Source organism: Clostridium sp. DL-VIII (assembly GCF_000230835.1).
GTDB lineage: Bacteria > Bacillota > Clostridia > Clostridiales > Clostridiaceae > Clostridium.
The window spans coordinates 1297072-1309866 of sequence record NZ_CM001240.1; the positions used below are offsets into that span (position 1 = coordinate 1297072).

Genomic DNA, 12795 nt, shown 5'->3' on the forward strand with positions numbered 1-12795 from the left:
CGAGGTAGTATTATGAGTTATGAATTAATAGTAGTAGGTGGAGGACCAGCAGGCCTTGCAGCAGCATATGAGGCATATAACAATGGAATAAAAAAGATATTAATTTTAGAAAGAGATAACGAATTAGGTGGAATCTTGAATCAATGTATCCATAATGGATTTGGACTTCATACATTTAAAGAAGAACTTACAGGACCTGAATATGCAAGCAGATTTATTGATATGGTTAAGGATACAGATATTGAGGTTAAGCTTAATACAATGGTATTAGAAATAACAAAAGATAAAAAGGTGTATGCTATAAACTCAGAAGAAGGATATATGGAACTTCAAGCAGAGGCTGTAATTCTTTCAATGGGCTGTAGGGAAAGAACAAGAGGAGCTATTAATATCCCAGGGGATAGACCAGCAGGTGTATATAGTGCAGGTGCAGCTCAAAGATACATTAATGTAGAAGGATATATGCCAGGTAAGGAAGTTCTTATCTTAGGGTCAGGAGATATAGGCCTTATAATGGCAAGAAGAATGACACTTGAAGGTGCAAAAGTTAAAGCAGTTGTTGAATTATGTCCTTATTCTAATGGATTAAATAGAAATATAGTTCAATGCTTAAATGACTATGATATTCCATTATATTTATCTCATACAGTAGTAGATATTGTTGGAAAAGAAAGACTTGAAAAAGTTATAATAGCTGAAGTAGATGAAAATAGAAGACCAATTAAAGGAACTGAAAAGGAATTTGATGTAGATACTTTATTGTTATCAGTTGGATTAATTCCTGAAAATGATATATCATTTAATGCAGGAATTGAAGGTGATAGGAGAACAAATGGTTTAATGGTCAGCGAAAGTATGGAAACTTCTGCAGATGGAATATTTGCATGTGGAAATGTAGTACATGTTCATGACTTAGTAGACTTTGTAACAGAAGAATCAAAGCGTACTGGTATTTCAGCAGCAAGATATATTAAGAATGAACTTAAGAAAGATAAATATGTTAATATAATAAATGGTACAAATGTTAATTACACAGTACCACAAAGACTTGATATAGATGATGTTCAGGATAAATTAACTATCTTTATGAGAGTAAATAATATATATCACAATAAAGCATTAGTAGTTAGAAGTGGTGAGGAAGTTATAGCTAAATTTAAGAGAGCTCATTTAGCACCATCAGAAATGGAAAAAGTAGTTTTAAGTAAGGTACTGCTAGATAAGATTAAAGGTGATATTACAATATCATTAGAGGACGGTGAATAAAATGGAAAGAGAATTAATATGTATAAGTTGTCCTAAGGGATGTCATTTAAAAGTTGATGAAGAAAGTTTAACTGTTACTGGTAATAGCTGTCCTAAGGGAGCTGAATATGGAGTAAATGAAGTTACAAATCCTGTTAGAATAGTAACTTCAACAGTTAAGGTTACTGGCGGAGAAGCACCAGTAGTTCCAGTGAAAACCGAAAAGGCAATACCAAAAGGTCTTATTATGGAATGCATGGAGGAAATCGACAAAGTCACAATAAAAGCTCCTGTTAAAATAGGTGATATTATAATTAAAAATATATTAGAAACTGGTGTAAATATTATTGCAACAAAAAACGTAGTTTTATAATTAGAATTGCACAGTAAGGATTAAGACTAATGCTAAAAAAGTATTAGTCTTTTCTTGAAGTTATTAAATAAGATTCTAAGAGGTTTAGGGTAATGAAGGGTGAACCATATCATAAACTGATGATAAATTTATTAAAAACAAATAAAATTAGATGAGATGAACGATACACCATATAAAACTATATTTAGGTGATGTAGTATGTGTAAAAGTAAAATGATTTAATAATATAGCTAACGCTAGCAATAAGCAATAAAAGCTTTTTGCCAGCGTTAAAATTTTATTTTACTATATTAACAGTTCCTTCTTTTCTAGGTGCTGCTTTAGGTTCTTCTTTACTGTTATAGCCCAAAACTGCAGTACCAAACACTGCATAATCTTCAGGAACACCTAGCTCTGTAAGTATGCTTTTAACTTTAGGATCTTCTCCTGTAAGAGCTAATATATGAATCCAGCATGATCCAATATTAAGTGAATGAGCTGCTAAAAGCATGTTTTGAAGTGCAGTAGCACAATCAGATTCCTTTGTAGGTAAAGTTTCATCATAAGCTGTAATTACTATTGTAGGTGCATTATAAAATGGATTAAAATTAGGATTTTCACCCATTTTTCTATATTGTTCTATAGATGACTTTAACATAGCTTCTTTGATTGCAGAAATTAACTTTTCAATTTTTTCTTTATTTTGAACTGCTGTGAAATGCCAGCCTTGTTTACTCATAGCTGTTGGTGCAAATTGGGCAGCCTCTAAAACTGTATTTAAGTCTGCATCAGAAATTTGATCTTCTTTATAAGTTCTTATACTTCTTCTTGTTAAGATATTTTGTATTACTTCATTCATAGTTTTTCTCCTTTCAATTTAAAAGACATTTTAATTTATATATTTACTATATGATAATAAAATATGTAAACTTCTTGCTTAATAAAAAAACATCATTATTTTTGACTAATATATAAATTAAATTTATAATTAACCTATCAAAATTTAAATGTAATTTATAAAGTAATATAATGATATCAATATATGTATTGTATGTCTAATTGATATTTTTCATCAAATCAATAACTAAAAGTTATAAATTGTTATTGGTGTTATATAACTTAAAATATTATAAATTAAGGAGTGCATTTATGAACTGGCAGCAACTAGAATATTTTAAAACTATAGCAGAAACACAGAATTTTACATCAGCAGCTAATTTACTTTCTGTAACTCAGCCAGCCTTGAGTAAAGCTATTTCAAAATTAGAAGAAGAGTTAAATGTACCATTATTTGAAAAAAATGGCCGCAATATAAAATTAACTCGTTTTGGCAGTATGTTTTTAATACATGCTAACGCTGCAATAAATGAGATTAGTAAAGGAATTCAGGAATTACAGGATGCAATTAATCCTATGGTAGGCACAGTTTCCATATCTTCACTGTATACTATTGGAACACATTTTATTCCTTCGATTATAAGTAATTTTTTGAAGGAAAGTCCAAATACAAAATTTGAATTTGGGATTCAATCAACTTTTAATATTTTAAAAGACCTTAAGGATGGTAAGTTTGATTTTGGTTTTTATGATGAATTTGAAGATATTAAAGGATATGAAGAAATAGAGTCAGTCCCTATAAAAAATGAGGAACTTGTTGTCATAGTACCTAAAAATCATCATCTTGCTGATAAAACAGAAGTACTACTAAAAGATTTGAAAGAAGAGACTTTTGTGTTTTTTTCAGAAGGAATCAAAGGGAAAATGTGTTCTATTTTTGAAAGTATTGGTTTCATCCCAAAAACATCCATGGAATATAATGAAAGCAGTATGGTGGTAACAGGGTTTGTTAGTGCAGGTCTTGGTATTTCTATAGTTCCTAACACCCAAAATTTAATAACTGAAGAAGTATCGGTATTAAGAATAAAAGAGCCACATTGCTATAGAACTGTGCATATGGGATGGTTAAAGAATGGATATATGACTCCTTCAGCTAAAATATTTAAAGATTTTGTTATAGAATCTGTTTCAAAAATTAAAATATGATAGAAAAAGAGTGTAGTTTTCATAGATAAGGAATTTTGAAATTGGAATTACAGCTGTGAATAATGATTAATTTTATATACTAAAATTAGTGATATTGTGGTTTAATTAATATAAAAAATATACAAACTAAGGATAGACTTATATAAAAGTTGTAAGAAAGAGGAGAAATATGAAAGGTATAGGAGTTTTTGATATTATAGGGCCTATTATGATAGGTCCATCAAGTTCGCATACAGCAGGCGCAGCAAGACTTGGAAAAGTTGCGAGGAGTATAGCTGATGGAGAGATAGCAGAAGTGACTTTCCTCTTACATGGATCTTTTGCTCAAACCTATAAAGGTCATGGAACTGATAGAGCATTAGTTGCAGGTATATTAGGCATGGAACCAAGTGATGAAAGACTTAGAAATTCAATGGAGCTTGCAAAAGAAAAAGGTATTGAGTTTTTATTTAAAGAAGCTGATTTAGGAGATGTCCATCCTAATACAGTAAAATTTATTATGAGGACAAAGGATGATAGGCATTGTGAAGTTATGGGATCATCTATTGGCGGGGGAAGTATTCGAATTATAGAGGTAAATGGTAATGAAGTTGATTTCTCTGGAATGTATGAAACTTTAATAATAGATCATAAAGATGTTCCAGGAGTTATTAGCAGTGTAACAGGTATTCTCTATAGTGAAAATATAAATGTAGCATTTATGAGAGTTTTTAGAAATCATAAAGGTAAAGAAGCTACAATGATTTTTGAAATGGATAATAAGGTAAACAATGAATTAATGCAAAAAATTAAAAATATAGAATTGGTTTATAATGCAATTTCAATAAGTCCAGCGAGAAATAGTTAAGAGTTATGAATTAAAAGTTATAAGTAAAAAAATATTATTTTTGAAAAGCTATATGCTTTTCTCCATTAACTAATAATTCATAACTAATTAAGGCATTTTATTGTATAGAGATTATTTTAAGTAAGGCAAATTTAATAGACCAAAAGTTATAGGATTGAAAATAAAGGAAGGCGGAATAGTTATTTTATGATAGCAAGAACAGGATTAGAGCTTTTAGAAATATGTGAAAAAAATAATATTTCACTAAGTGAGTATGCGATAATGTGTGAAATGGAAGAGCAGAACTTAACTAGAGAAGAAGTAATGAATAAAATGAGACAAAATTTAAAGGTTATGGTATCAGCAGCAAACGAAGGAATGGAAAAGGAAGTTTATTCAGTTAGTGGGCTAATAGGTGGAGACGGACATAAATTATATAACTATGCAAAGAGTGGGAAAACCCTTACTGGAACTGCGACAACAATGGCAATGGCAATGGCAATTTCTTCTTCAGAAGTCAATGCTTCAATGGGGAAAATAGTAGCTTGCCCAACAGCTGGTTCATGTGGAATTTTACCAGCAGTAATTCTATCAGCAGGTAGAGAATTAAATTTAGATGAAGAAGAAATGCTGAAAGGATTATTTGCAGCAGCAGCAATTGGAACTATCATAGGACTAAATGCAACACTATCTGGTGCAGAAGGTGGGTGTCAGGCAGAGTGTGGTTCAGCATCTGCAATGGGAGCGGCTGCCGTTGTGGAAATGATGGGCGGAACTCCTAAAATGAGCTTAGATGCAGCAGCTATAATAATTAAGAATGTCTTAGGGCTTGTATGTGATCCAGTGGCAGGACTTGTTGAAATACCTTGTGCTAAGAGAAATGCACAAGGTGCTGTAACCGCACTTTGTACAGCCGATATGGTAATGGCTGGCGTAACTTCTAAAATTCCCTTTGATGATACTGTAAGTGCAATGTACAAAGTAGGTAAATGCTTACCTCCAGCACTTAGAGAAACAGCTCTTGGCGGAGTAGCAACAACAAAAGAAGGACTAAGGCTTAAGGAGCAAGTTTTTGGAAAGCAATAAAAATTATAAGCTAAGACTCAAAATGTGTAATTATAAAATGTAGAGCCTGAATCATAATTTACTAACTGTGAATTGTTATATGTTATTAATGAAGGGAAGGAATATTATGAATTCATTAACAAGAGGACAAATTACTATTTTAGTAGTGGATGACGAAAAAAGTATAGTTGATTTTATTAAAATGGGTTTAGAAGCAGAGGGGTATGATGTATACTCTGCATTTGATGGAAATGAAGCGATTGAATTAGCTCAAAAAATTAATCCACATATAGTTATATTAGATATTATGCTGCCAGGAATGAATGGATATGAAGTGTGTTCCAGAATTAAAAAATATATTAGAGCATCAATAATTATGCTTACAGCAAGGGATGATGTTGATGATAAAGTTAGAGGTTTAGATATTGGAGCGGATGATTACATGGCAAAACCGTTTAGTTTTAAAGAACTCTTAGCGCGAATTAATGCAAGAATAAGGAATAGTTTTCCAGAATTAAATAATATTCAGCAGCTAGGTAATTTTGTGATAGATGATAGAGCACATGAAATTACATATAATGGTAAAGTATTAGATTTACCACCAACTCAATATAATTTATTAAGATTTTTAGTTGTAAATAATGGAATGGCATTAAGTAAATCTTTAATTCTTGAGAAAGTTTGGGGATATGATTTTAATGGTGAAGAAAATATTGTTGAGGTTTATATAAGATACTTACGAGATAAAATTGATGATAAGGAACATAGTATTATTAGAACTGTTCGTGGTGTTGGTTATAAAGTGGTGATATAATGAAAAACTTAAAAAGTAAATTTAAAATAAAGAGTCTCAAATGGCAGTTGTTGTTTCGTTTTTTCGTAATATTAATAATTCTATTGATTGCAATGGGAATTTTTCAATACATAGATATGGAGCATTACTTTTATGAAACTAAAAGACAAGTATTACAGCAAAGGTTTCATAGTCTGGATTTTATTGATGTGGTATCTAAAGAAGATGTTGATACTATGGATGAAAAAGATGCCATGCAACTTTTAAACAATTTAGCAAGTAAAAATATGAGAACTGCATTAATTAATAAAAATGGGGAAGTGTTATTTAATAATGCAGAGGGATTAATACTAAAAGATGATAATGATGGGGATGATGATTCTAAGGATATAAAAGAAAAGAAAAAACCAGAGGTACAAGTTCCAGTATTATCAAAAGATCAATATATAGATATCTGTAATCAGTCAGGGAATTTAGAACATGTATATAAAATTGTAGAAGACAAAAATAATAATTGTCAAATGGTTGCATGGATAAAAGTTGGAAACATATCTTCTCCATCTGGATTGATACAAATAAGCACACCTATAGATGATATTAATGAAATTTTGGCTAGACAGTTTTATACCCATGCAGGTCTTTCAATTTTGATTCTTATAATAGGTACAATACTTGGAACCACAATTTTTAATAAAACATTAAAGCCCTTATATGACATAACAGATACAGTTGAAGGAATAGGAATAACTGATTTGAATAAGAGGCTTAAAGAAGGAAATGGACAATTAGAAATAGATAGGCTGGCTAAATCCTTTAACATTATGTTTGCGAGAATAGAAGAATCTTTTGATAAGGAACAGGAAATTAAAGAAAAAATGAGACACTTTGTATCAGACGCTTCACATGAATTAAGAACACCATTAACTTCAATTCATGGATTTGTTGAGGTTTTATTAAGAGGGGCAGCTAGAAGTAAGGAACAGTTAGATTTAGCTTTAAATAGCATATTGATAGAAAGTGAGAGGCTCACAAAACTTGTAAATGATCTTTTGATTTTAACTAGATTAGATGGGAAGCCAGTTGTAGAAACTAAAAAAGAAGATATTAACGAATTAGTGCAGGAAGTTGAACCTCAGCTTAAAATACTTTGTAAGAATAGGTCATTGCAGCTTAAACTTAAGGATAATATACAGGCAATTATAAACAAGGATCAAATGAAGCAGGTTATATTTAATTTAACTCAAAATGCTGTACTTCATACAGATAATGATAATGGAATTATAACCATAGCGACAGATTTCGAAAGTATAAATGGTGAAAACTTTGCAGTCATAAAAGTAACAGATAATGGAACTGGAATATCTGAAAAAGATATTACTAAGATATATGACAGATTCTTTAGAAGTGAAAGTCATAGATCAAGAGAGCAGGGAGGATATGGCTTAGGACTTTCAATAGTTAAAGCCATAGTAGATAGTAATAGAGGAAAAATTGAAGTTAAAAGTAAGATAAATGTTGGTACAACATTTACGGTATACATGAGAATAAAAGATTAATGAATTGAAAGTTTAATTAACATTAAAATTACAGATAATATTAAGGATATTTTTTGTGGAGACTGCATAGTAGTCAAAACAATATAGTATCCTTTATTTAATTAGTAATTCTCAGTAAATTCTAAGCTTATGCTAAGAATAAACTAAGGCCTAAGTGTTATGATTTGGTTATTATAAAATTAATAGTGTGTTTGGTAGGTGAGTATTATAAATATTTTATTAGCAATATGTGCAATAGTTATTATTTTTCTTTTAATTAGTAAGTTTATTAATAAATATAATAGGAGTAAGGAAATGCGTGAATCGGCTAGAAGCGGTTATGTTCTTGGAACGTTAATTAATTTGAGAGCATATGGAAATGCGCCGGAAGCTGCAATTGATGAAGCCTTTGAAAAGTTAAATGATATTGATGATAAAATGTCCGCATTTAAAGAAAATAGTGAAATATCAAAAATAAATTTTGGTTCTGGAACAAATGCTGAGACTGTAAGCGGTGATACATATTTCGTGGTTAAAAAATCTATAGAGTACAGTAAAATTTTAGAAGGAACCTTTGATCCTACAATAAGACCTTTAGTGAAATTGTGGGGGATAGGTACAAAGGAGGAAAGAATTCCACAAAGGTCTGAAATAGACAAGGTATTAAAGCTTGTAAATTATAATGATGTTATTTTGGAGGAAAGTAACTCTTCAATAAAGTTAAGACAAGAGAAGCAGGCCTTAGATGTTGGAGGTATAGCAAAAGGTTTTGCTGCTGACAAAGTTAGGGATATTTTTATAAAGAATAATATTAAAAGTGCATTAATTGATTTAGGTGGAAATATTTTTGCATTAGGTAATAAGCAGGATAATACATCTTGGAAGGTTGGAATTCAAAATCCTTTTAAACCTAGAGGGGAATTCATAGGTATTCTAAGTGTTAAGGATAAGTCAATTGTTACTTCAGGAAATTATGAAAGATATTTTGTAGAAGGTGGAAAAAGGTTTCATCATATAATGGATCCTAGAACAGGATATCCATCAGAAAGTGAAATTATAAGTGCAACGATTATATCAGATAATTCAATAGATGGCGATGGGTTATCAACAGGAATCTATATTCTTGGAGTAGAAAAGTCCTTAAGGATTATAGAGTCAATTGAGGGTGTTGAAGCAATATTAGTTACAGAAGATAAAAAGGTATATACCACATCAAGCATTAATGAAATTTTTATAGTAACAGATGAAGAATTTACCTCAGAAAATAAATAAGATACAATAGCGGAATAATAGGCAATCATAAGACTGTCTATTATTTTTTGGTTTTATAAGTGTAATTCTCTATTAATTTCACATTTTTAGCTATTCTCAGCAAATTCTAAGCTTACACTAAGGTTGTCTTAAGGTTTAATTGTTATAATTTTTATTGTTGAAAGGATTAAATAGCGCATTTAGGGCAAGTGATGTTTTTTCTAATAATAAAAAATTAACCATTAATAAGGGATAACTAATAATAGGATAAATAATTCTTAACTCTTTTAATTTGCAGCTATAAAAATATTTCCAGTTATAAAAATACAAGATTTTATTAGAAGGAGAAAAAGAGATGGCTAAAAAAATAAAGAAATCACAGGTCTTAAGGCATGCTGTACAAATAATTATGTTTTTTATAATGCCTGGACTTTATTCCATGACATTTAGTGAAATAAAAACAGTGTACAAAATGATTATAGAAGGTAATTTTAATTTCATTCAAGCATTTCCAAGCTTAATAGAATTCACAGCTGTGATGCTTATAACAATACTAATGGGAAGATGGTTTTGCGGATGGGTATGTACTTTTGGAGCATATAATGATTTTGTATATGCTATATCTAAAAAAATATTCAAAGGAAAATTTAAAATAAGCGAAGAAATTGATTCAATATTAAAATATACAAAGTATGTGATATTACTGCTTATAATAATTATTTCATGGACATTAGGAAGTAATATTTTACAAAGTACAAGTCCTTGGGATGTGTTTGGACAAATGTCTGATGTATCTGGTATATTTAATAACTTATTTATAGGTTTAGTGCTTTTGATTTTAATTACAATAGGAGCAGCGTTTATTGAAAGATTTTTTTGTAGATATTTGTGTCCATTAGGTGCAGTATTTTCTATAATTTCCAAAATTGGAATAGTAAAAATTAATAAACCTAAAACTGATTGTGGAAAGTGCAGAGCTTGTACTATGAATTGTTCTATGGGATTAAAGCTTTATAAAGTGGATGGTGCTAAAGGTGGTGACTGTATCAATTGCTTAAAGTGTACAGAAATATGCCCTAGAGGAAATGCAAATATAAATATTCTTGGACAAGATGTAAATAAAAATTTAGCAGGGTCTGTAGCATTAGCAGCAATGATTGGAACATATGGATTAAGTAATTTTAGTGCAGATGCTTTAACTAAGGCAGGTGTAATATCAAGTGGAACTTCAAATGAGGTTTCTCAAGGTTCTGTTTCCAATAGTTCTGTACAATATAAAGATGGAACATATACAGGAAACGGACAAGGATTTAGAGGAGGGACAACTAAAATTTCTGTAACAATAGCAGGTGGAAAAATAACAGATATAACAACATTATCTGATAAAGATACTTCTAATTATTATAATAGGGCCTTTGGAACTATATCTAAGGGAATAATTTCAAAACAGACAGCTCAGGTTGATACAGTTTCTGGTGCTACTTATAGTTCAAAAGGAATCATGAGTGCTGTAGCTGATGCTTTAAGTCAGGCAAAATAATATATTTAGACACAATTATATTAATTATTAATATAATAATCTCAGGATTATAATATTAATAGGAGTATGAAATAAAATGCCATCTAAAAGCAGAACTAACATAGGCAGAAAACCTGCCGTAATAACAGCAGAACGTGTTAAGAAAAAGAAGGAAACAATTTTAATTGAGGTTGCTAAAGATCAAGTGATAGGCGAACTTATCAACGGATTTGAGGTAATAAAACCTGTTAAAAGATATGGAAAATACTATGTATTAGTAAAGAACAATTAGATCAGTTAAGAATGATAAGTGACAAAGTTAAGAATAAAGCTAACAGAGAAAGTTATGCTAATCATATATAAAACTTAAACATTCACTTTCTAGATTCTTACTTTTAGTAGCATAACTCATAACTTTTAATTTATCACTAAATATTGATTGTTGTTTATAATTTATCACTAAAAATATTGCTTGACGTTTTAAGGTTAATGGTATAATGTTTAAATTGTAAAAGATAATTTTATAATTGAATAACTAGGGGAGCTAATATTTTAGCTGAGATTGGAAAAATTGATTTCCTAGACTCTTATAACCTGATTTGGTTAGTACCAACGTAGGGAAGTATATTAATATTTTTGTGTGCATATGGTTGTTAATGTATCCCGTTGGGATACATTTTTTTTGCTTAAAATATTTAACTTCTTCAAAGTTAATCAATTAAAAAATCTTAAAAAAATAATCTATTTTATTTTTTAGGAGGTCATTAAAATGAAGGAAAGAAGTAAAGCGCAGAAAATTGCATTAAGTGGGGTGTTAATTGGGATTTCTGTGATATTTGGAACATTTTCTGTACCAATTGGAGCGGCCAAGATATCTCCGGTGCAGCACTTTGTAAATGTAGTTGGTGCAATAACCCTTGGCCCAGTGTATGCTCTTGCAAATGCATTTATTACATCACTTATAAGAAATATTATGGGAACAGGAAGTTTATTGGCGTTTCCAGGAAGCATGGTGGGTGCGTTTCTTGCAGGTATTCTTTATAAGAAATTTAGAAAACCAAGTATAGCTGTACTTGGAGAAATAATTGGTACAGGAATATTAGGAGCATTATTAGCTTATCCAGTGACAGAAATTATTTTGGGTAAGAATGTTGCAGTATTTGTCTATGTAATACCATTTATATCAAGCTGCACAGTTGGAGCAATAATAGCATATTTCTTTGTAAATATTCCTGTTATAAAGAAAATGTTAATAGAGAATGAGTCACCAATAGATGAAAAACATAGTACTAATCAAATTTAAATGAAAGGATGATTTTATGTTTAGAGCATTAACTATTGCAGGATCAGATACTTGTGGAGGAGCGGGAATTCAAGCGGATTTAAAATCTTTTTCTGCAAATGGAGTTTATGGAATGAGCGTTATCACGGCTGTAACAGCTCAAAATACCATGGGGGTTTTTGGAATTCAAGATATAAATCCAGAAATGATAGAATCACAAATAGATGTTATTTTTGATGATATTAGGGTTGATGCAATAAAAATAGGTATGGTTTCTAAAATTGAATCAATAAAAGCTATAGCTAAAGCTTTAAAAAAGGTTGAAAAACTACCAGTAATAGTTTTAGATCCTGTTATGATTTCAAAAAGCGGTTTTAATTTATTATCAAAAGATGCTAAGGATACCTTAGTTAAGGAATTATTTCCTTTAGCAACACTAATTACTCCTAATCTACCTGAAGCTGAAGAAATTTTAGGTATAGAAATAAGCAATTTAGAAGAAATGAAGGAAGCAGCTTTAAAACTTAAGGAACTTGGACCAAAGGCTGTTTTAGTTAAAGGCGGACATTTAGAAGAGGATGCAACAGACTTACTATTTGATGGAAAGAACTTTATGTTTTTACCGCAAGAAAGAATAAATACAAAGCATACTCATGGAACTGGCTGCACTTTATCATCTGCTATTGCAGCAAATTTAGCAAAGAATATGAGTATTGATGAAGCTGTTAAAGAAGGAAAGAGATATATAACAGTTGCAATTGAGCATGGTTTTGAGCTTGGTAAAGGTGTAGGACCTACTAATCATTTTTATGAACTCTACAAAAAAGCAAATATTTAAATTAGCTAAGGGTTAAGAAGTAAGAGTTAACTAGCAATAAGATACA

The 12795-nt window shown here is 30.3% G+C and carries 13 protein-coding genes and 1 riboswitch; of the genes, 12 read left to right on the top strand and 1 reads right to left on the bottom strand.

The annotated features are described in order from the left end of the window. Positions 1–12: 12 nt before the first annotated feature. The gene (locus CDLVIII_RS05900; RefSeq protein WP_009168518.1) at positions 13–1266 is read left to right on the top strand and encodes an FAD-dependent oxidoreductase; all 1254 of its coding nucleotides are present in this window, start codon (positions 13–15) and stop codon (positions 1264–1266) included. A 1-nt stretch (position 1267) separates the two neighbouring features. Further along, positions 1268–1618: a DUF1667 domain-containing protein gene (locus CDLVIII_RS05905; protein ID WP_009168519.1), complete on the top strand. Its 351-nt coding sequence runs from the start codon at positions 1268–1270 to the stop codon at positions 1616–1618. A gap of 277 nt (positions 1619–1895) precedes the next feature. Here CDLVIII_RS05905 and CDLVIII_RS05910 read toward each other — a convergent pair whose 3' ends face one another. Further along, on the bottom strand, positions 1896–2456 hold the full coding sequence (locus tag CDLVIII_RS05910) for a nitroreductase (RefSeq protein WP_009168520.1): 561 nt from the start codon (positions 2454–2456) through the stop codon (positions 1896–1898). A gap of 290 nt (positions 2457–2746) precedes the next feature. Between CDLVIII_RS05910 and CDLVIII_RS05915 the strand changes: the two genes are divergently transcribed. The 10 genes from CDLVIII_RS05915 to thiD all read left to right on the top strand — a co-directional run bounded on the left by CDLVIII_RS05915 (position 2747) and on the right by thiD (position 12749). Continuing rightward, positions 2747–3640, top strand: a complete 894-nt coding sequence (locus CDLVIII_RS05915) for a LysR family transcriptional regulator (RefSeq protein WP_009168521.1) — start codon at positions 2747–2749, stop codon at positions 3638–3640. A gap of 169 nt (positions 3641–3809) precedes the next feature. Beyond that, entirely contained in the window at positions 3810–4487 is a 678-nt protein-coding gene (sdaAB, locus tag CDLVIII_RS05920; protein ID WP_009168522.1) for an L-serine ammonia-lyase, iron-sulfur-dependent subunit beta, read from the top strand. Positions 4488–4673: 186 nt separating this feature from the next. Then, entirely contained in the window at positions 4674–5552 is an 879-nt protein-coding gene (gene sdaAA, locus CDLVIII_RS05925; protein ID WP_009168523.1) for an L-serine ammonia-lyase, iron-sulfur-dependent, subunit alpha, read from the top strand. A gap of 106 nt (positions 5553–5658) precedes the next feature. Next, positions 5659–6345, top strand: coding sequence for a response regulator transcription factor (locus CDLVIII_RS05930; protein ID WP_009168524.1), 687 nt, complete (start codon positions 5659–5661; stop codon positions 6343–6345). Continuing rightward, a complete protein-coding gene (locus CDLVIII_RS05935; protein WP_009168525.1) occupies positions 6345–7880 on the top strand; it encodes a HAMP domain-containing sensor histidine kinase in 1536 nt (511 codons plus the stop codon). Before CDLVIII_RS05930 ends, CDLVIII_RS05935 begins: the two co-directional genes overlap by 1 nt. A 294-nt stretch (positions 7881–8174) precedes the next feature. Further along, positions 8175–9131 (top strand): FAD:protein FMN transferase, encoded by a 957-nt coding sequence (locus CDLVIII_RS05940; RefSeq protein ID WP_242835841.1) that lies wholly within the window; start codon positions 8175–8177, stop codon positions 9129–9131. Positions 9132–9465: 334 nt separating this feature from the next. Further along, positions 9466–10650 (top strand): 4Fe-4S binding protein, encoded by a 1185-nt coding sequence (locus CDLVIII_RS05945; protein ID WP_009168527.1) that lies wholly within the window; start codon positions 9466–9468, stop codon positions 10648–10650. A gap of 76 nt (positions 10651–10726) precedes the next feature. Further along, entirely contained in the window at positions 10727–10921 is a 195-nt protein-coding gene (locus CDLVIII_RS05950) for a hypothetical protein (RefSeq protein ID WP_009168528.1), read from the top strand. Between the two features lie 235 nt (positions 10922–11156). After that, a riboswitch (TPP riboswitch) is annotated at positions 11157–11267 on the top strand. Positions 11268–11398: 131 nt separating this feature from the next. Continuing rightward, positions 11399–11932 (top strand): energy coupling factor transporter S component ThiW, encoded by a 534-nt coding sequence (gene thiW, locus CDLVIII_RS05955; protein WP_009168529.1) that lies wholly within the window; start codon positions 11399–11401, stop codon positions 11930–11932. 16 nt (positions 11933–11948) lie between these two features. Then, the gene (thiD, locus tag CDLVIII_RS05960) at positions 11949–12749 is read left to right on the top strand and encodes a bifunctional hydroxymethylpyrimidine kinase/phosphomethylpyrimidine kinase (protein ID WP_009168530.1); all 801 of its coding nucleotides are present in this window, start codon (positions 11949–11951) and stop codon (positions 12747–12749) included. Positions 12750–12795 lie beyond the last annotated feature (46 nt).